We start from the raw sequence: 18,450 nt of genomic DNA, 5'->3' as shown, positions 1-18,450 counted from the left end.
GCGGGGAACTGAGCGACAAGCCACAACAAGGCGGCAACGGTCAGAGCGGCGGCAACCCCGGCGGTGCGACGGCAGGGGTCGACTCCAGGGCCCGGAGGGCGACGGCGACGGACTCGTCCAGCTGCGGGTCGCGCCCCGCCGCCCAGTCCTCCGGTGTGCACACCACCTCGACGTCCGGGTCGACGCCGTGGTTCTCCAGCTCCCAGCCGTAGCCCTCGAACCAGGTGCGGAACCGCGGCTGGGTCACCCCGGTGCCGTCCACCAGCTTGTAGTGGCCGTCGATCCCGACCACCCCGCCCCAGGTCCGGACGCCGACCACCGGACCCAGGCCGTAGGCCTGGAACGCGGCGTTGATGTTGTCGCCGTCCGACCCGGAGAACTCGTCCGCGACCGCGACCAGCGGTCCCCGCGGGGCGTCCTCCGGATACCGCGGGTGCGGCCGGAACTCGCGGATGGTCTGCCATTTGACGACCCGTCGGCGCAGCTTCTCGACCACCAGCTGCGAGGTGTGGCCGCCCCGGTTCTCCCGGGTGTCCACGACCAGCCCGTCCAGGGCCGCCTCGGTGTGCAGGTCCCGGTGCAGCTGGGCCCAGCCCGGGCCCATCATGTCGGGCAGGTGCAGGTAGCCGAGCCGTCCGCCGGACAGCTCGCGGACCCGGGCCCGTCGGCCCGCCACCCAGTCGTGGTAGCGCAGCGGCTCCTCGTCGGCGAGCGGGACGACCACCACCTCGTACTCGCCGCCCTCGGCGCCCGCGTCCAGGGTCAGTTCGACCGGCTTGCCGGCCGTTCCGGTCAGCAGCGGGGCCGGACCGGTCACCGGGTCGACCGCGCGGCCGTTGACGGCCAGGACGGCGTCCCCGGCCCTGGCTCCCAGCCCGGGCGCGGCCAGCGGCGACCGCGCCGCGGGGTCCGAGGTCTCCGTCGGCAGGATCCTGACGATCCGCCAGAGTCCGTCCTCGGCCCGGGCCAGGTCGGCCCCGAGCAGCCCCGGCCGACGGGCGTCCGCGACCTTGCGCGCCTTGGGCTGGACGTAGGCGTGCGAGGTGCCGAGCTCGCCCTGGATCTCCCAGAGCAGGTCGACCAGGTCGTCATGGCTGCCGAGCCGGTCCACCAGCGGACGGTAGCGCCGCTGCACCGCCTCCCAGTCGACGCCGTTGAGGTCGGTCCGCCAGTAGTTGTCCCGCATCAGCCGGGCCGCCTCGGCCACCATCTGCCGCCACTCGGCCGCCGGGTCCAGGGTGACCCGGATCCGCTCCAGGTCGACGCCCACACTGTCGCCGTCGTCCTCCTTGGCCGGCTTCCGGTCGGCCGGGACGACCCGCAGCTCCTTGCCGTCGACCAGGGCCAGCCTGGCGCCGTCGCCGGAGACCGCGTAGCGGTCCACGGCGTCCGCCAGGGTCTCCAGCCGGCGGGCGGCCAGGTTGAAGTACTCCAGCGAGGGCCGTTTGGCGGGTGTGTCCGGGGTGGCCTTGCCGTTGCCCAGCACCCCGGCCAGTGGACGGTGCAGCCAGGTGAAGCCGCCCTTGGCGGCCTGCAGCGACAGGTAGCGGCCGGCCTCGACCGGGAACGGGACCACCCGGGCGGCGAGTCCGTCCGTGTCGACCCGCACCTCGGCGGCCTCCTCCCCGTCCCGGTCCCCGGGCCGTCCGGGCCGGCGGCCCTGCGGGAGCGGGTCGAACGGGGAGAGCGTCTCGGCGCTCAGCAGCGCCAGGTAGGGGCGGCAGGCCAGCGGGAAGGAGAGGTCGAAGACCTGCTCGTCGTAGACCGGGTCGAACTCGCGGATGGAGAGGAAGGCCAGGTATCTGCCGTCGGCGCTGAACGCGGGCGACTCGTCCTTGAAGCGCAGCGGGGTGACCTCGGTGACCGCGCCGTCGGCCAGCCGGGCCAGCCGGATCTGCCGCAGCCGTTCGTTCAGGTCGGCGCCGTGCGACCAGGCCAGCCAGCCGGAGTCGGGCGAGAACACCAGGCCCTCGGCCTCGACGGCGGGGCTGCGGTCCAGTTCCCGTACGGCGCCGTCCTCGACGGCGACCAGCAGGACCGCGCCGTCCCGGTTGGCGACGGCCAGCAGCGCGCCGTCCGGCGAGGCGACCAGCTGTTCGACCCGGCCCAGGGCTCCGACGGCGACCCGGCGGCCGTCGGAGAACTCCAGCCCGTCCTCGCCCTCGGCGTCGGTGACCCACACCGACGTCCCGTCAGGCAGCGGCTGCGGCAGCCGGTTGCGCACGCCCGGGGTGTCCGAGAGCACCCGGGCGGGCCCGTCCTGGTGGGTGACCCGGTGCACGGTGCCGCGCACCTCGACCAGGCTGGCCCGCCCCTCCGCGTCGGGGGCCACCGTGCCCAGGTGCTCGGCCGCGGTGATCGGGCGGGGCCGACGGGCGGTGCGCGGGCCGCCCAGGGCGATGTCGAGCCGGCGCGGCCCGGCGGAGTCGAGACTGTCCAGCAGCCACAGGCTGCCGCCGCGCTGGAAGACCACCCGGCTGCCGTCGGTGGTCGCGTTGCGGGCGTAGAACTCGTCCGGCTCGCTGTGCACCCGCAGGTCGGACCCGTCCGGGAGGCTGGAGTAGAGCCGTCCGACGCCCTCGTGGTCGCTGAGGAAGGCGATCCTGCCGTCGACCCACATCGGCGAGTCGATGTTGCCGTCCAGCTCCTGGTGGACCCGCTGGAACGCGCCGTCGGTGCGCAGCCACAGCTTCCCGGCCCGGCCGCCTCGGTAGCGCTTCCAGTGCGCGGGCTCCCGGGCGGCGTTGGCCGTGCCCAGCACCACCCCGGACCCGCCGGGCTCCAGCGCGAGGGCGCCGAGCCGCCCGTACGGCAACTGCCGCGCGGGGCCGCCGTCCAGCGGCACCGCGAAGGCCCACGGGTGGGCGCGGGACATCCGCCCCACACTGCTGAGCGCCAGCGGTTCGCCTTCGGCGGTCCACCCCAGCAGCGCGGTCTGGGCGCTGCCCCAGTAGGTCAGCCGCCGGGCCGGGCCGCCCTCGACCGGCGCGACATGCACCTCCGGCGCGCCGTCGGCGGTGGACGCCCAGGCGAGCAGCGACCCGTCGGGCGAGAAACGCGGGCGTGCCACGGGCACCTGATCGGCACTCACCCGCCATGCCCTGCCGTCCCCGCCGAGCGGGGATATCCAGACGTCGTCCTCGGCCACGAAGGTGACCAGGTCCTGATGGATGTGCGGAAACCGGAAATAGCCTTCAGCAAGAGTCACCCGGGCACACTAACTCGCGGGTGCAGACGTGCGGCGCCGTCGTGGCTTGTCGCGCAGTTCCCGCGCCCCTCAAGCAATTGCAACCGGGCCAGTTGCAAACGTATAGGGGCGCGGGGAACTGCGCGAACAGCAACCACGAACGGCGCCGCACTAGACCACCGACGCAACACCCACCGCCGCCAACAGCTCACCCACGATGCCGACGCCGTCCAGCGTGAGCACCGACTCCGGATGGAACTGCACGCCCGCGAACCCCGGCCCCCGCACCGCGAAGACGTCGCCCGTCACCGCGTCACGGCTCACCTCGATCCCCCGGGCCGCGAGCCGCGCCACGTCGCCCTCGTCGCACACCGCGGTGAACGTGTTGTAGAAGCCCACCGTCCGGGCCGCGCCGAACAGGTCGATCCGTTCCTGCGCGCCCTGGTAGGGCACCGCCTTGCGCCGCAGCGGCAGCCCCAGCGACGCGCACAGCAGCTGGTGGCTGAGGCAGACCGCGAGCAGTCCGCCCGGACGGCCGGTGGCCATCAGCTCGCCGACCACGCCCTGCATCCGCCGCATCTTCGGGTCCGTCAGATCGGCCGGGTCGCCCGGGCCGGGGCCCAGCACCAGTGGTCCGACGTGCGCGGCGACCGCCTCGGCCAGACCGGGGAGGTCATAGCGCCGGACGGTGACCCGGTACCCCAGCGACCGCAGCAGATGGGCCAGCATCGAGGTGAAGGTGTCCTCGCAGTCGATCACCAGCACCTCCGCCGGATCGGCCACCGCGGCCGGCGCCACCTGCATCCGCAGCCAGAACGGGGCCAGGTTGCCACGCCGGGCGTCCAGCGCCGCCTGCACCCGGTGGTTGTCGGCCAGCCGCGGCGCCGTCCCCGCCCCGGACCGCGCCCCCGCCGCCGCACCGGACCGCGCCGCCCGCGCCGGGACGGCGCCGATCGCGCTGAGCACCCCCGCCGCCTTGGCGTGCGTCTCGGCGACCTCGGCGTCGGGCTCGGAGTGCCGCACCAGGGTCGCGCCGACCCGCACCGCGAGCCTCCCGCTCGCCGGGTCGATGTCGGCGGTGCGGATCAGGATGGGGGAGTCCAGGGTCTGGCCGCCGCCGGATGTCCGGCCGATCAGCGCCAGCGCGCCCGCGTAGTAGCCGCGCCCGGTGGACTCGTAGCGGGAGATGACCCGGGTGGCGTTCTGCAGCGGGCTGCCGGTGACGGTGGCGGCGAACATGGTCTCCCGCAGCACCTCGCGGACGTCCAGGGTGGTCCGCCCGCGCAGCTCGTACTCGGTGTGGGCGAGGTGCGCCATCTCCTTGAGGCGCGGACCCAGCACCTGGCCGCCGAGGTCGCCGACCGCGCACATCATCTTGAGCTCCTCGTCCACGACCATGGTGAGCTCCTCCAGCTCCTTGGGGTCGTGCAGGAACGCCAGCAGGGAGTCCAGGCTCGGCCCCTCGGCCGGGTAGCGGTAGGTGCCGGAGATCGGGTTCATCACCACCGTCCCGCCGGCCTGCCGGACATGGACCTCCGGGCTCGCCCCGACCAGCACCCGCTCGCCCGTGTGCACCAGGAAGGTCCAGTACGCCCCGCGCTCCTGCTCCAGCAGTCGCCGGAACAGGGTCAGCGCCAGCGCCTGGGAGAAGTCCCGCAGGGTCCCGGTGAAGTCGCGGCGGATGACGAAGTTCGCCCCCTCGCCGCGGCCGATCTCGTCCTCGATCACTCGCCGGACGATCCCCGCGTAGGCGTCGTCGTCGATGTCGAAGCCGCCGTCGTCCAGCCGGACCGGCACCTGCGGCAGCGCCGCCCGCAGCTCGGACAGCGGCAGGGCGAAGGACTCGCGCACCTTCAGGGCCTGCAGCGGGGTGCCGTCGTCGCGGGCGTCGAAGCCGCGTTCGCGCAGCTGGCGATAGGGGACCAGGGCCAGCAGATCGTGCACCGGGGCGCCCGGCGCCCCCTCCGGCAGCGGCAGCGCGGCCAGCGTCTCGTACGAGCCGACCTCGCCGAACAGCACCTCGACGGTGTCGGGGGCCAGCCGCGGGGTCCGGCGGTGCAGCAGGGCGAAGGGCTCGCCGGCGACGACGAGCCTGGCGACGAGCGCGGCGGCGTTGTCAGAACCAGTGGCGTTGGTCACAGCAGGGGACCTTTCCGAGGAGGTGCGGCGGGCGGGTGGGGTGCGCCGGCCGGCTCGGGGCGGGTCCGCTGCTACGCAGAACGGCCGCCCCGAGGGGCGGCCGTTGAGTCTGCGTGGGAACGCGCGATCAGTGGGCCGCCTCGGGGACGGTCCACCACCAGGAGTAGGTGTGCTGCGTGTTCACAGCAGCGACCCTAGCGGATCGCGGCGCGCCACGGCGCGTCTTCGGGCGCATGTCTCAGCCAGCGGTCGCCGAGGCATTCCGGTTGCCCGACCCCGTAGCCTTGGCGCTGTGACCGTGAACGTTGAAACCCCACCCGACGGGGACGCAGCCCAGGGCTTCTCCTGGCAGTCCCTTCCCGCGGCGCAGCAGCCCGAGTGGCCGGACCCCGAGGCTCTGCGCAAGTCCCTTGCGGACCTCGCCTCCTATCCGCCGCTCGTGTTCGCCGGCGAGTGCGACCAGCTGCGCACCCGCCTCGCCGCCGTGGCCAGGGGTGAGGCGTTCCTGCTCCAGGGCGGCGACTGCGCCGAGGCCTTCGACGGCGTCTCGGCGGACCAGATCCGCAACAAGCTGAAGACGCTGCTGCAGATGGCCGTGGTGCTGACCTACGCCGGCTCCGTCCCGGTGGTCAAGGTCGGCCGGATTGCGGGCCAGTACTCCAAGCCGCGCTCCAAGCCCACCGAGACGCGCGACGGGGTGACCCTGCCGGTCTACCGCGGCGACTCGGTGAACGGCTTCGCCTTTACCCCCGAGTCCCGCATCCCGGACCCGGAGCGGCTGAAGCGGATGTACAACGCCTCCGCCTCCACGCTGAACCTGGTCCGGGCCTTCACCACCGGCGGCTACGCCGACCTGCGCCAGGTGCACGCCTGGAACCAGGACTTCGTCCGCAACTCGCCCTCCGGCCAGCGCTACGAGCGCCTGGCCAAGGAGATCGACAGCGCGCTGTCCTTCATGAACGCCTGCGGGGTGGACCCGGAGGAGTTCCGCACGGTCGAGTTCTACGCCTCGCACGAGGCGCTGGTGCTGGACTACGAGACGGCGCTGACCCGTACCGACTCCCGCACCGGGAACCTCTACGACGTCTCCGGCCACATGGTCTGGATCGGCGAGCGCACCCGGCAGCTGGACCACGCGCACATCGAGTTCGCCTCGCAGATCAGCAACCCGATCGGGGTCAAGCTCGGCCCGACCACCTCGGTGGACGAGGCGCTGACGCTGATCGACCGGCTGGACCCGGACCGCGAGCCGGGGCGGCTCACCTTCATCACCCGGATGGGCGCGGGCAAGGTCCGCGACAACCTGCCCAAGCTGGTGGAGAAGGTCACCGCGAGCGGCGCGACGCCGGTGTGGATCTGCGACCCGATGCACGGCAACACCTACGAGGCGGAGACCGGGCACAAGACCCGCCGCTTCGACGACGTCCTGGACGAGGTCAAGGGCTTCTTCGAGGTGCACCGCGCGCTGGGCACCCACCCGGGCGGCATCCATGTGGAGCTGACCGGCGACGACGTGACCGAGTGCGTGGGCGGCGGCGACGAGGTGTTCGTCGACGACCTGCACCAGCGTTACGAGACCGCCTGCGACCCGCGGCTCAACCGCAGCCAGTCGCTGGACCTGGCATTCCTGGTCGCGGAGATGCTGCGGTCCTGAGCAGCGGGGGGCGACAGCCCCTGCCGATGTGACGAAGACCCCTTCGATTCCGCGAAAGCGGAACCGGAGGGGTCTTTTAGCACCGTCGACCGTTGGGTAAGGTTAGCCTTAGCTCAACCAGACGCCGTCGCCATCGCATCGGGAAGGACCGCCATGTACGTGTGCGTGTGCCATGCGGTCACCGAGGAGCGCGTCCGCGACGAGATAGCGTCCGGAGCCAGCACGCCCCGCCAGGTCGCCAACGGCTGCAAGGCCGGCACCGACTGCGGCTCCTGCGTCCGCCGGATCCAGGCGATGCTCGGCCACGAGGGCGCCCGCCCCTGCCCGACCGCCCGCCTTGCCGCACTCCTCGGCCTCCCGGAACCGCTGCCCGGTGCCGGGGCGCACACCGGCGCCGAGGCGGCCTGACCGGGGGCCGGTCTACAGGCCCGCCTCCAGGTCGCTCAGCGCGTCCGCCCACAGCGACGAGCCGCCCTCGGCGAGCGCGGCGGGATCCAGCACCCGCAGCCGGTCGGCCAGCCGTGCCGCCCGCTCCTCCCGGTCGTCCACGGAGTCCGGGTCGCGTCGCCGGCGTGCCAGGGCGAGCTCGGCGGTGCAGGCGACAAAGCCGGCCAGGCCGGAGTTGAGCGGCAGCGGAGCCTTGAAGCCGGACTCGGGTCCCAGTGCCTGGACCGCCCCCGCCGGGCTGAGCAGCAGGTCGCTGTCGCCCCACGAGCCCAGCCAGCGGTGCTGCTCCAGTCCCGCGGGCGGCGCCTGGGCCGGTTCGTCGGACTCCTCGTCCACGCCGGCCCGCGACAGCAGCTCGGGGCCGAACTCGGCCAGGTCCGGATCCAGCTCCACGGTGGGCAGCGGATGCAGCGGGACCGGGAGCCCGTCCAGGTCCGCGCGGACGGCGTCGTCCAGCAGACCCGCCTCCCAGCGCTCCGGGGCGAGCACCATGACCTGGTCCGCACCCCAGAGCCGACCGGCCCGCTCGACCGCGCTGTCGGTGTCAGTGCTGTCGGTGTCGGCACCCGTCTCCGCGGAGCCGCCCTCCGCCGGGCCCTGCGCGGGCGCCGGGAAGGCGGCGAGGTCCAGCCGGACCTCCCGCCGGTGGCCGGCGGACAGCAGCGCCGGGTCCAGCCGGAGGGCGCCGGGGCCGGCGTCCGTGCCGAGCAGCAGCAGCCCGTCGCCGCCGAGGGTGGCGCTGCGGACCCGCTGCTCGGGCCGCAGTGACAGCAGGAGCCCACCGGTGTCCGCCCGCAGCAGCTGGACGCGGTCCATGGTGGTGACAGCGGCCACCGGTACCTGCGTGCCGGTGTCGTCGGTGACGACCGCCGCATGCAACTGCACGGCGCGCCCGGACAGCTCCCAGGACGGACCGACCGCCTCGCCGGTGAGCGGGTCCCAGCGCTGCAGCCGCTGCTGGAAGTCCGCGGTCAGCAGCAGTACCCGGCCGGTGGCCGGATCCGTCGTCCATGCCGTCCGCATCACGGTCACGTCCGACTCGTTGGTCCAGCAGGCGACCTGACGGGGCGTGGTGAGATCGAAGACCCTGAGCTCATGGCCAAGGCTGAGCACGGCGTGGGGGAGGCCTTCGATCGTGGTCGTGGTCAGCGCCGGGAACTCATGGCTGACCAGCTTCACCGTGCCCAGGCAGGCCGGGCCGTCGAGGTCCCGGACCGCCAGACCGTGGAAGGGGTGGAAGGTCGCCAGCAGCGGGCCGACCGCGGCGACCGCCGCGACATCGCCCTCTTCGGCGGGATAGCCGCCATCGGGGTACCCGGAGCGGCACGACTCCAGCGGGGCGACCAGCTCCTCGGTCCCGGCGGCGAGCAGCCCGTGCGCCGTGACCGCGAAGGCGAGCGCCTGGCGGCCGGCGGCCAGGGCCGTCGGCGGCGCGACCCGCGCCCCGCCGGCGGCGTCGAACAGCTGCAGCAGCCGGGGCGCGGCCGAGCCCACGCAGCCGTAGAGCAGTCGGCCGCCGAACTCCACCGTCGCGTCGGCGCCGACCGGTCCCGGCCAGTCGTCCTGGGCTTCCGCCGCAGGATCCCGGGCAGGCCGGGACCTTCCCCACAGCGCTGTGAACGGCTCAGGCACAGCAGTTCCCTCCCAATAGGCCCCCACCAGCATGGACGGCCCAGGCTGGACGCGGACCCCTAGCTGCTGGGCTGCTCGATCAGCGACTGGATGTAGAGCGGTTCGCCCAGCTTCTCCAGCAGTTCGAGCTGGGTGTCCAGGTAGTCGATGTGGTGCTCCTCGTCCTTGAGGATGTCCTCGAAGATGTTGGCGGAGGTGACGTCGCCCTTGGCGCGCATGACCACGATGCCGCGGCGCAGCCGGTCGATCGCCTCGACCTCGACCTGGCGGTCGGCCTGGAACATCTCGCCGACGGTCTGGCCGACCCTGATGTGGAACAGCCGCTGGTAGTTGGGCAGCCCCTCCAGGAAGAGGATCCGGTCGGTGAGGATCTCCGCGTGCTTCATCTCGTCGATGGACTCGGAGCGGGTGTACCTGGCGAGCTTGGTCCAGCCGAAGTTCTCCTGCATCTTGTAGTGCAGAAAGTATTGATTGATCGCGGTCAGTTCGGCGGTCAGCTGCTCATTGAGGAACTCGATGACCTCGGGGTCGCCCTGCATCGTTCGTACCCTTTCTATGCCGCTCAAGACGGTCCCGCGCATCGTTCCACTGCGGAGGGGCGAGTTCCAGTAAGGTCACACTCGCCTTCGACACACCCGGTGCGTCCGCAACGGCTGGATCTGTCACCATGGGGATATGGGTCAGTCAGAGAACGAGCAGGCCAGGGCCCTTGAGCCCGGTGCGGAGGAGCTTCCGCCGGGGCAGCGCCTGCAGCGCGGCTGGCCGGTTCTGCACTATGGCCCGGTTCCCCGGTTCAAGCCGTTGACCTGGGAGTTCCAGGTATTCGGAGCAACGGCCTCCGGGGAGAAGCACAGCTGGGACCACGAGGGTTTCATGACCCTGCCCAGATCCGCGGTCACGGCGGACCTGCACTGCGTCACCCGGTTCAGCATGCTGGGGAGCCGCTGGGGCGGGGTCTCCACGGCGACCGTTCTCGAGCTCGCCCCGCCGGCCCCCGAAGTCACCCATGTGATGGTGTGGGCCGAGTACGGCTTCAGTTCCAATCTGCGGCTGCTGGACTTCGCCGACGACTCCGCGATCTTCGCCACCCACCGCAACGGCGACCCGCTCACCGTCGAGCACGGCTTCCCGGTCCGCCTGGTGGTGCCCCACCTCTACGCCTGGAAGGGCCCCAAGTGGGTCCGCGGCATCGAGTACATGACCGCCGACCGCCGCGGCTTCTGGGAGGAGCGCGGCTACCACAACATCGGCGACCCCTGGTCCGAGCAGCGGTACTCCTACCAGGAGGCTCCGGGCGACGGCCCCGAGCTCTGAAATCCGTTTGCCGGGGTCCGGCCGGATGGCCAGGATCGGTTCATGGAACACCCCGCCGAGACACTCACCCACGACCGGGTCGAGCTGCGCCGCAAGCGCCTCGACGACGCCGACGAGCAGCACCGCGTCGTCGTCGAGTCGCTGGAGCACCTGCTGCCGTGGATGGCCTGGGCGTCCGGTTACACCCGGGAGTCGCTGGAGGACCATCTGATCCGGGCTCAGAAGGACTGGGCGTCCGGCACGGCCTACGACTACGTGATCGTCAGCGACGGGGTGCCCGTCGGCTCGTGCAGCCTGATGCGGCGGATCGGCCCCGGCGGCTTCGAGATCGGCTACTGGATCCACCCCGGCTGGACCGGCCGCGGCCTGGTCACCATGGCCGTGGCCGCGCTGGTCGAAGCCGCCTTCGCCCTGCCGGCGACCACGCATGTGGAAATCCACCACGACGAGGCCAACACCGCGAGTGGGGCCGTTCCCGGCCGCCTCGGCTTCACCGTCGTCTCCCGGGAACCCGACGCGGAACGGGGCGGCGCCCCCGCGGAGTCCGGTGTCACCGTCGTCCACCGCCTCAACCGTGGCTGACGGGTCTTCGGCTGCGGACCGTAGGCGGCTTGTCGCGCAGTTCCCCGCGCCACCAGGGGCTGCAACTGGCCCGCCGTGAGCAAGTTGCACCTACCCCGGGGGTGCGGGGGAACTGCGCGACGAGCCAGGCACACGCCGCAGCTACCAGCGGTCGCGGTGGAGGACGTCGGCGAGGGGGCGGCGGCGGACCGGGCCGAAGCGGCCCAGGGGCCAGCCGACCGGGATGATGCCGAAGGTGTGGATGTCGGAGGGAATGCCCAGTGCGGCCTTCCACTCGCGTTCCAGCAGCAGGTGCCAGATCGTCAGATTCGCTCCCAGCCCCAGGCCGCGGGCGGCCAGCAGCAGGTTCTGGATGCCCGGGTACACGCTGGAGGCCTCGGCGAGCAGGCTGAACCGGCCGCCCCGGGCGGCGAGCCGGCCGAGCCCCGCGGTGCCGAGGGTGGCGACCATGCCGCGCAGGCCGTCCAGGTCGGCCTGGCCCTTGGGGGAGCGGTAGCAGGGGATGATGAGCGCCGGGATGTCGGTGAAGTGGTCGCGCTGGTACTCGATCGCGGCGCGCATCCGCTCGTACGCGCCCTCGTCCATCGGCGCGGGGACGGTGCGGCCCGCGGAGGCCAGGTAGGCGTCCACGCAGCGGGCCCAGAGCGGGGCCAGCCTGGTCATCACCTCGCGGTCGGTGACCAGCACGTACTGGTAGTCCTGGGCGTTGTGACCACTCGGACCGTAGACGGCCGCCTGGACGAGCTTTTCCAGCAGTTCGGCCGGCACCGGTTCGGCACTCAGCCGGCGCATGGCCCGCATGGTCGCCATGGTGTCGAAGAGATCGGCCGTCACAGGTGAGGTCATGCGCACGGAGTCTACGGAGGGACCTCGGACGAACTGTCGGCGGGGCCGCCCACATCGATACAGGCTGTCCGGTTCGGCCGGACCGGCACGACCGGATCAGTACACCCAGATGGTGACCTTGCTGCCCTGCGCCGCCTGCGAGTTCCCGCCCGGGCTCTGGTTGTGCACGGTGGCGTTGCCGAACGGGTTGAGCTTGATCGTCTGCACCTGGAAGCCCGCGCCCTGCAGCGTCTTCCTGGCGTCCTTCTCGCTCTGCCCGGTCACGTCCGGGACGGTGGACTGCTGCGGTCCCTTGGAGACGGTCAGGGTCACCGTGGTGCCCTTGGACGCGGTGTCGCCGTCGGGGCTCTGCGCGGCCACGGCGCCGGCGTCCGCGTTCGCGGAGTAGACCTGGTTGGGGTCGAGCTGGACGTTGAACCCGGCGTCCTGGAGGTCGGAGGTGGCCTGGTCCACCGACTCGCCGACCACGTTCGGCAGCGACACCGGCTGGGCGCCGTAGCTGACCACCAGGTTGACCACGGTGCCGGGCTGCTCCTTGGTTCCGACCGCCGGGTCGGTGCTGATCACGTCGCCCTGGGCGACGCTGTCGCTCGGCTGCTGGCTCACCTGGCCCACGGCGAGTCCGGCGTCCTTGATCGTCTGCTCGGCCGTGGACTGCGGCTTGCCGGTGACGTCCGGGACGGCCGGCCGGTCGGGGCCCTTGGAGACGTCCAGGGTCACCGTGGCGTCCTTGCGGATCCTGGTGCCCACGCCGGGGTTGCTGCTGATCACCTTGCCGCCGGCGACGGTGCTGCTGAAGTCCTGGGTGACGTTCACGGTCAGGCCGTCGCTCTGCAGCGTCTGCACCGCCTGGGCCCGGGGCTGGCCGAGCACGCTGGGCATCTGCATGTAGAGGCCGTCCAGGGCCCAGGTCGCGCCGCCTGCGACCAGTCCGACCACCAGCACCACCACCGCGGGCACCACCCAGCGGCGCCGCCGCCGCTGCGGCCGCCGGGAGGCCCGGGGCGGCGGCGGGGCCCAGCGCTCCTCCGGCGGGGTGCGCCGGGGCATCACCAGGTCCGGCGGCAGCTCGCGCATGATGCTGGTGCGCTCGATGGGCTGTTGCTGCCCGCCGCCGTGGTAGGGCAGTCCGGGCTCGGCGTCCAACTGGGCGGGGGACAGGCCGCGGCGGATGTGCTGCAGCGCGGCGAGCAGGGCCACGGCGTCGGCGGGGCGGCGGGCGGCGTCCCGGGAGGCGGCCGCCGTCGTTATGGCGTCGAGCTGCGGCGCCAGTCCGGGCACCAGCGTCGAAGGCGCCGGCACGTCCGTGCTGATGTGCTGGTAGACGACCTGCATGGGGCTGTCGCCGGTGTGGGGCTTGGCGCCGGTCAGCATTTCGAACAGCAGGATCCCGCACGCGTACACGTCGGTGCGCGGGTCGATGGGGCCCTGCTCGATCTGCTCCGGAGCCAAGTAGGAGACGGTGCCCATGACCTGACCGGCCGTCGCCTGGCTCTCCCCGCTGACGGCCCGGACCAGGCCGAAGTCGGTGACCTTGACCCGGCCGTCCTCGGTCAGCAGCACGTTCTCCGGTTTGACGTCCCGGTGCACCAGGCCGGCCCGGTGCGCGGCGCCGAGCCCGGCCAGGATCGGCTCCAGGATGTCCAGCACGGTGCGCGGCGCCAGCGCGCCGCGGTCCCGCATCAGGTCGCGCAGGGTCCAGCCGGGGACGTACTCCATGGCCAGGAACACGGCGTCGCCGTCCTGGCCCTGGTCGAACACGTTCACCACGTTGGGGTGCGACAGCCGCGCCACGGCCTTGGCCTCGCGGATGAACCGCGAGGTGAACTCGGGGTCGCCGGCCATCCCCGGATGCATCACCTTGAGCGCGACGACCCGCTCCAGCCGGGTGTCCAGCCCCCGGTAGACGGTGGCCATACCGCCCACGGCGATCCGCTGTTCGACCCGGTAGCGGGCGTCGAGCAGCCGCCCGAGAAGGGGGTCGTGCAGGGTCGTGTCCATTCAACGGAGTTTACGGGCCCCGGGGGCGGCTTCGGGCGCACCGACGGCCGAGTTGTTGCCGGACGGTAAGGACTGAGTGACCAGTGTCACTTCAGAACGCCGGAGCCTCCGGGTCCAGTTCGGCCCGGCCCGCCATCGGCGAGGAGGCCTCGGCGTGGAAGCGCCGCGGAATCCGTCCGGCGCGGTGCGCCAGCCGCCCCGCATCGACGGCGTGCCGCATCGCCTCGGCCATCAGCGCGGGCTGCTGGGCCCGGGTGACCGCGGTGGCCAGCATCACCGCGGCGCAGCCCAGCTCCATGGCCAGCGCCGCGTCCGAGGCGGTGCCGGCGCCGGCGTCCAGGATAACCGGGACCTGCGCCCGTTCGACGATCAGCTGGAAGTTGTGCGGGTTGCGGATGCCCAGCCCGGAGCCGATCGGGGAGCCCAGCGGCATCACCGCGGCGCAGCCCACGTCCTCCAGCTTGCGGGCCAGCACCGGGTCGTCGTTGGTGTACGGGAGCACCACGAAACCGTCGTCGACCAGCGTCTCGGCGGCCTCCAGCAGCTCGATCGGGTCCGGCAGCAGGGTCCGCTCGTCGGCGACCACCTCGAGTTTCACCCAGTTCGTACCCAGCGCCTCGCGGGCCAGCCTGGCGGTGAGCACCGCCTCGCCCGCGGTGAAGCAGCCAGCCGTGTTGGGCAGCACCGCGATCTTGTTGCGCTGCAGCACCTCCAGCACCGAGCCGCGCGCGGCCGGGTTGATCCTGCGCATGGCCACCGTGGTGAGCTCGGTGCCGGACAGCCGCAGTGCCTGCTCCAGCACCTCCAGGCTGGGGGCGCCGCCGGTGCCCATGATCAGCCGGGAGTGGAAGCTGCGGTCGGCGATGGTCAGGGTGTCGTCGGACATCTCAGCCTCCCTGGACCGCGGTGAGGATCTCGACCCGGTCGTCGTCGGCCAGCGCCGTCGCGGACCAGGCGCCGCGCGGGACGACCGCCTCGTTGACGGCGGCGGCGATGCCGGAGGGCGCGGAGCTGAGCTCGGCGACGACCTCGGCGAGGGTGGTGCCGGGGGCGACCCGGCGCGGGTCGCCGTTGACGCGGATGGCGAGGGTCGCCGTCACGGGGGGCGTCATGAGCTGGCCTCCATCAGGGAGAAGCGGGCGGGGGTGAACGGGGCGGCCTCGGCCGGCAGCACGCCGGTGGCCAGGTAGGCGGAGACGGCGTCGGCGGTGACCGGGGTCAGCAGCACGCCGTTGCGGTGGTGCCCGGTGGCCGCGACCAGGCCGGGCAGGGCGGTCGGTCCCAGCAGCGGGGCGTTGTCGGGGGTGCCGGGCCGCAGCCCGGCGCCGGTCTCCGCGAGCGGCAGCTCGGTGATGCCGGGGACCAGCTCGTGGGCGTCCCGCAGCAGCTCGTAGACCCCGCCGGCGGTGACGGCGGTGTCGAAGCCCTGCTCCTCCATGGTGGCGCCGACCACCAGCTCGCCGTCCTCGCGCGGCACCAGGTAGAGGTGCACACCGCGGACCACGGCGCGGAGGTTGCGGGACAGGAACGGGCCGCCGGGCAGCGGCGCGCCGGTGGTGGTGGTCATCCGCAGCCGCAGGATCTGGCCCTTGACCGGACGGACCGGCAGCCGCGCGGCCGGCGGCAGGCCGGGTACCTCCCCGGACCAGCTGCCCGCCGCCAGCACGGTCTGCCCGGCGGCCAGCCGGGTGCCGTCCTCGGCCAGCGCGCCCACCACCCGGTCCTGGGCGTCCGTCAGCTCGATCCGGGCGGCCCGGGAGCGGTGCAGCCGCACCCCGGCCGCGGTACAGGCGGCCAGCAGCGCCGCGCCCAGCCGCCGCCCGTCCACCTGGTGGTCGCCGGTCACCAGCAGCCCGCCGCGGACCGAGGGGGCCAGCATGGGCTCCAACCGGCGGCACTCGCGCCCGGTGAGCCACTGGGCCTCCAGGCCCAGCCGCTGCTGGAACGCGTGCACCTCGCGCAGCTCGGCCCGGTCGTCGGCGTCCAGCGCCGCGGCCAGGGTGCCGCAGGCGCGGTAGCCGGTGGACAGGCCCGAGGCGGCGGTCAGCTCGGCGGCGAAGTCGGCGTAGCGCTCATTGGAGGCGATGCCGAGCCGCAGCAGGTCCTCTTCGCCGTACTGGAGCTCGGTGACCGGCGCCAGCATCCCGGCGGCGACCTGGTTGGCCCCGCGACCCGGATCGGGGTCCAGCACGGTGACGGACAGGCCGCGCTGGGCCGTCCGCCAGGCGGTGGCCAGGCCGATGATCCCGCCGCCGACGATCAGGACGTCCGGCGCGGGGTCCGACGCGTTGGTACGTGGCACAGCTGCCCACTCCCTTCGCCGGCATGACCCGGATCAGGTTCGGACGGTCGGAGGCCGGGAGCGCGGTACGCCCCTGCTGCCTCCCTCTCAGCCCGGTACGCCGGGCTCCCGTGGATTACCCCCCAACTGTAGTCGCGGCCGCTGCGCCCTAGAGTGACGGGATGCGGATCGTCGTGGTCGGAGCCGGGATGGCCGGGGTGCAGACAGCGGTGGCCCTGCGTGAGCGGGGATACGACGGTGAGGTGCTGCTGCTGGGCGCGGAGCCGCACCAGCCCTACGACCGGCCGCCGCTGTCCAAGGACGTGCTGCTGGGGAAGGCCGAGCACTCCCGCTTCGACATCGATTTCGCAGGCCAGGGCATCGAGCTGCGGCTCGGCAGCCGGGCCGCCGGGCTGGACGCCGAAGCCCGCCTGCTGCGCACCGACGCCGGGGAGCTGGCCTACGACCGGCTGGTGCTGGCCACCGGCGCCAGCCCGGTCACCCTGCCGGGCCAGTCGGCCCGGACGCATCTGCTGCGCACCCACGACGACGCCGTGGCACTCAAGGGCGCACTGCGCCCCGGGGCCAGGATCGTGGTCGTGGGGGCCGGCTGGATCGGAGCCGAGGCGGCCACCGTGGCCCGGCAGCTGGGCTGCGAGGTCACCGTGGTCGAGGCGGCGCCGGTGCCGCTGGCGGGCGCGCTCCCCGCCGGGGTCGGCGAGGCGATGCGCGGCTGGTACGCCGAGGCCGGCGTGGACCTGCGGACCAGCGCCGCGGTCGGCGGGATCGTCGACGGCGACGTCCGGCTGGAGGGCGACCCCGGCGCGACCGTGCTGCTCACCGACGGCACCGAGCTGGGCGCGGACGCGGTGGTGGTCGGCGTCGGCGCCCGCCCCGACACCGGCTGGCTGGACGGCTCCGGCATCGTCCTGGACGACCGGGGCGCGGTCGCGGCCGACGACCGGCTGCGGGCCTCGGCCGACGGGGTGCTCGCCGTGGGCGACTGCGCCTCCTTCCCGTCCGCCCGCTACGGCACCCGGCTGATGGTGCACCACTGGGACAACGCGGTGCAGGGCGCGAGGGCGGCCGCCGCCAACGCGCTGGGGGCCGACCAGGCGTACGACCCGGTGCCGTACTTCTGGTCCCAGCAGTTCGGCCGCATGGTCCAGTACGCCGGGCACCACGGCCCGGACGACGAGCTGCTGCACCGCGGGGACCCGGCGGACAGGAGCTGGGGCGCGATCTGGCTGCGCGACGGCGCCCCGGTGGCGCTGCTGGCCGTGGACCGCCCCCGCGACCTGGCCCAGGGCCGCCGACTCCTGGAACGCGGCACCCCGCTCGACCCGGCGCTCGCGGCCGACCCGTCCGTCCAGCTGAAGGCCGCCGTCCGCTCCTGATGGTGCGCGGAGGCGGTGCGGGATGGCAGTCTTGAAGGCGTGAGCCAGATTGATCCCAAGATTGACGCCCTGATTCCCGCGTGGATGAACATCCCCGACATCGCCGAGCAGTGGGGGGTGGTGGTGACCAAGGTGCGGCGTCTCGTCGACGACGGCACCATCCTCGCCGTCCGCCGCGGTGAGAACAACGCCCTGATGGTGCCCGCCGCCTTCATCGGCCCCAACGGCACCGTGAAGGGCATCTGCGGCCTACTGACCCTGATGCACGACTCCGGGTTCACCGACGAGGAGATCCTGGAGTGGCTGTTCACCGAGGACCCCTCGCTGCCCGGCACCCCGGCCCAGGCCATGAACGAGAACCGCGGCACGGAGGTCAAGCGCCGGGCCCAGGCGATGGCCCTGTGAGCCGTTCGTCCGCCGCGTCGATGCGGAGCGCGCTCGACGACGCCCGGCTCTACCTGTGCACCGACGCCCGCCGGGAGCAGGGGGACCTCCCCGAGTTCCTGGACGCGGTGCTGGCCGGCGGCGTGGACATCGTCCAGCTGCGGGACAAGGGCCTGGAGGCCCGGCAGGAGCTGGCGGCGCTGGAGGTCTTCAGCGACGCGTGCCGGCGCCACGGGCGGCTGCTCGCCGTCAACGACCGCGCGGACGTCGCCCACGCGGCCCGCCCGGACGTCCTCCACCTCGGCCAGGACGACCTGCCGGTGGCCGCCGCGCGGGCGGTCCTCGGTGAGGACGTGCTGATCGGCCGGTCCTGCCACGCCGAGTCCGAGGTGGACGCCGCGGCGGTCGAACCCGGCGTCGACTACTTCTGCACCGGGCCGGTCTGGCCCACCCCCACCAAGCCGGGACGGCACGCCCCCGGCCTGGACCTGGTCTCCTACACGGCCAAGCAGGCTCCGACCCGCCCCTGGTTCGCCATCGGCGGGATCGACGCCTCGAACCTGGACCAGGTCCTCGACGCGGGCGC

The 18,450-nt window shown here is 73.3% G+C and carries 16 protein-coding genes and 1 riboswitch; of the genes, 7 read left to right on the top strand and 9 right to left on the bottom strand.

Annotated features, from left to right (window positions below; genetic code table 11):
- Window positions 1-40: 40 nt before the first annotated feature.
- On the bottom strand, window positions 41-3,208 hold the full coding sequence (locus TR46_RS12780) for a S41 family peptidase (protein WP_084718389.1): 3,168 nt from the start codon (window positions 3,206-3,208) through the stop codon (window positions 41-43).
- A 150-nt stretch (window positions 3,209-3,358) separates the two neighbouring features.
- Window positions 3,359-5,326, bottom strand: coding sequence for an anthranilate synthase family protein (locus tag TR46_RS12775; protein WP_042398809.1), 1,968 nt, complete (start codon window positions 5,324-5,326; stop codon window positions 3,359-3,361).
- Between the two features lie 292 nt (window positions 5,327-5,618).
- On the opposite strand from TR46_RS12775, the gene TR46_RS12770 reads away from it, so the two are divergent.
- Together TR46_RS12770 and TR46_RS12765 are read left to right on the top strand one after the other, a co-directional pair.
- The gene (locus tag TR46_RS12770) at window positions 5,619-6,980 is read left to right on the top strand and encodes a class II 3-deoxy-7-phosphoheptulonate synthase (protein ID WP_042398806.1); all 1,362 of its coding nucleotides are present in this window, start codon (window positions 5,619-5,621) and stop codon (window positions 6,978-6,980) included.
- A 153-nt stretch (window positions 6,981-7,133) separates the two neighbouring features.
- Window positions 7,134-7,388: a (2Fe-2S)-binding protein gene (locus TR46_RS12765; protein WP_042398803.1), complete on the top strand. Its 255-nt coding sequence runs from the start codon at window positions 7,134-7,136 to the stop codon at window positions 7,386-7,388.
- A 12-nt stretch (window positions 7,389-7,400) separates the two neighbouring features.
- On the opposite strand, the gene TR46_RS12760 is transcribed toward TR46_RS12765, so the two are convergent.
- Window positions 7,401-9,059 carry an SUKH-4 family immunity protein gene (locus TR46_RS12760; protein WP_152626433.1) on the bottom strand — a complete coding sequence of 553 codons (1,659 nt, stop codon included), beginning with the start codon at window positions 9,057-9,059 and terminating at the stop codon, window positions 7,401-7,403.
- 59 nt (window positions 9,060-9,118) lie between these two features.
- A complete protein-coding gene (gene bfr / locus TR46_RS12755) occupies window positions 9,119-9,598 on the bottom strand; it encodes a bacterioferritin (protein WP_042398797.1) in 480 nt (159 codons plus the stop codon).
- Window positions 9,599-9,734: 136 nt separating this feature from the next.
- On the opposite strand from bfr, the gene TR46_RS12750 reads away from it, so the two are divergent.
- Complete coding sequence (locus TR46_RS12750) at window positions 9,735-10,373, top strand: sulfite oxidase-like oxidoreductase (protein ID WP_042398793.1); 639 nt, start codon at window positions 9,735-9,737, stop codon at window positions 10,371-10,373.
- A 42-nt stretch (window positions 10,374-10,415) separates the two neighbouring features.
- Window positions 10,416-10,955 carry a GNAT family N-acetyltransferase gene (locus tag TR46_RS12745; RefSeq protein ID WP_042398790.1) on the top strand — a complete coding sequence of 180 codons (540 nt, stop codon included), beginning with the start codon at window positions 10,416-10,418 and terminating at the stop codon, window positions 10,953-10,955.
- Window positions 10,956-11,096: 141 nt separating this feature from the next.
- Here the strand turns inward: TR46_RS12745 and TR46_RS12740 are convergent, their stop codons facing one another.
- The 5 genes from TR46_RS12740 to thiO all read right to left on the bottom strand — a co-directional run bounded on the left by TR46_RS12740 (window position 11,097) and on the right by thiO (window position 16,104).
- The gene (locus TR46_RS12740) at window positions 11,097-11,801 is read right to left on the bottom strand and encodes a nitroreductase family protein (protein ID WP_042398787.1); all 705 of its coding nucleotides are present in this window, start codon (window positions 11,799-11,801) and stop codon (window positions 11,097-11,099) included.
- A gap of 96 nt (window positions 11,802-11,897) precedes the next feature.
- On the bottom strand, window positions 11,898-13,802 hold the full coding sequence (gene pknB / locus TR46_RS12735; RefSeq protein ID WP_042398784.1) for a Stk1 family PASTA domain-containing Ser/Thr kinase: 1,905 nt from the start codon (window positions 13,800-13,802) through the stop codon (window positions 11,898-11,900).
- Window positions 13,803-13,893: 91 nt separating this feature from the next.
- Window positions 13,894-14,688, bottom strand: coding sequence for a thiazole synthase (locus tag TR46_RS12730; protein ID WP_042398781.1), 795 nt, complete (start codon window positions 14,686-14,688; stop codon window positions 13,894-13,896).
- Window position 14,689: 1 nt separating this feature from the next.
- Entirely contained in the window at window positions 14,690-14,914 is a 225-nt protein-coding gene (gene thiS, locus TR46_RS12725) for a sulfur carrier protein ThiS (RefSeq protein WP_042398778.1), read from the bottom strand.
- Window positions 14,911-16,104: a glycine oxidase ThiO gene (gene thiO, locus TR46_RS12720; protein ID WP_042398777.1), complete on the bottom strand. Its 1,194-nt coding sequence runs from the start codon at window positions 16,102-16,104 to the stop codon at window positions 14,911-14,913. The genes thiS and thiO overlap by 4 nt, the downstream gene beginning before the upstream one ends.
- A riboswitch (TPP riboswitch) is annotated at window positions 16,098-16,224 on the bottom strand. (Overlaps the previous gene by 7 nt.)
- A 41-nt stretch (window positions 16,225-16,265) precedes the next feature.
- On the opposite strand from thiO, the gene TR46_RS12715 reads away from it, so the two are divergent.
- The 3 genes from TR46_RS12715 to thiE all read left to right on the top strand — a co-directional run.
- Window positions 16,266-17,480, top strand: a complete 1,215-nt coding sequence (locus TR46_RS12715; RefSeq protein ID WP_042398774.1) for an NAD(P)/FAD-dependent oxidoreductase — start codon at window positions 16,266-16,268, stop codon at window positions 17,478-17,480.
- Window positions 17,481-17,519: 39 nt separating this feature from the next.
- Window positions 17,520-17,885, top strand: coding sequence for an Rv2175c family DNA-binding protein (locus TR46_RS12710; RefSeq protein ID WP_042398770.1), 366 nt, complete (start codon window positions 17,520-17,522; stop codon window positions 17,883-17,885).
- Window positions 17,886-17,905: 20 nt separating this feature from the next.
- Window positions 17,906-18,450 (top strand): thiamine phosphate synthase (thiE, locus tag TR46_RS12705; RefSeq protein WP_236655320.1); only part of this gene is annotated, 545 nt, incomplete at its 3' end.

The organism is Streptacidiphilus carbonis, assembly GCF_000787775.1.
Taxonomy (GTDB): domain Bacteria; phylum Actinomycetota; class Actinomycetes; order Streptomycetales; family Streptomycetaceae; genus Streptacidiphilus; species Streptacidiphilus carbonis.
Note: the sequence above shows the minus strand (reverse complement) of the source record. Positions and strands in the feature narration are given on the sequence as shown.

Excerpts from the sequence above, each read along its gene's own strand:
- TR46_RS12765 (WP_042398803.1), top strand. The coding sequence starts at position 7,134 with ATGTACGTGTGCGTGTGCCATGCGGTCACCGAGGAGCGCGTCCGCGAC.
- bfr (WP_042398797.1), bottom strand. The coding sequence starts at position 9,598 with ATGCAGGGCGACCCCGAGGTCATCGAGTTCCTCAATGAGCAGCTGACC.
- TR46_RS12750 (WP_042398793.1), top strand. The coding sequence starts at position 9,735 with ATGGGTCAGTCAGAGAACGAGCAGGCCAGGGCCCTTGAGCCCGGTGCG.
- TR46_RS12745 (WP_042398790.1), top strand. The coding sequence starts at position 10,416 with ATGGAACACCCCGCCGAGACACTCACCCACGACCGGGTCGAGCTGCGC.
- TR46_RS12740 (WP_042398787.1), bottom strand. The coding sequence starts at position 11,801 with ATGACCTCACCTGTGACGGCCGATCTCTTCGACACCATGGCGACCATG.
- pknB (WP_042398784.1), bottom strand. The coding sequence starts at position 13,802 with ATGGACACGACCCTGCACGACCCCCTTCTCGGGCGGCTGCTCGACGCC.
- TR46_RS12730 (WP_042398781.1), bottom strand. The coding sequence starts at position 14,688 with ATGTCCGACGACACCCTGACCATCGCCGACCGCAGCTTCCACTCCCGG.
- thiS (WP_042398778.1), bottom strand. The coding sequence starts at position 14,914 with ATGACGCCCCCCGTGACGGCGACCCTCGCCATCCGCGTCAACGGCGAC.
- TR46_RS12715 (WP_042398774.1), top strand. The coding sequence starts at position 16,266 with ATGCGGATCGTCGTGGTCGGAGCCGGGATGGCCGGGGTGCAGACAGCG.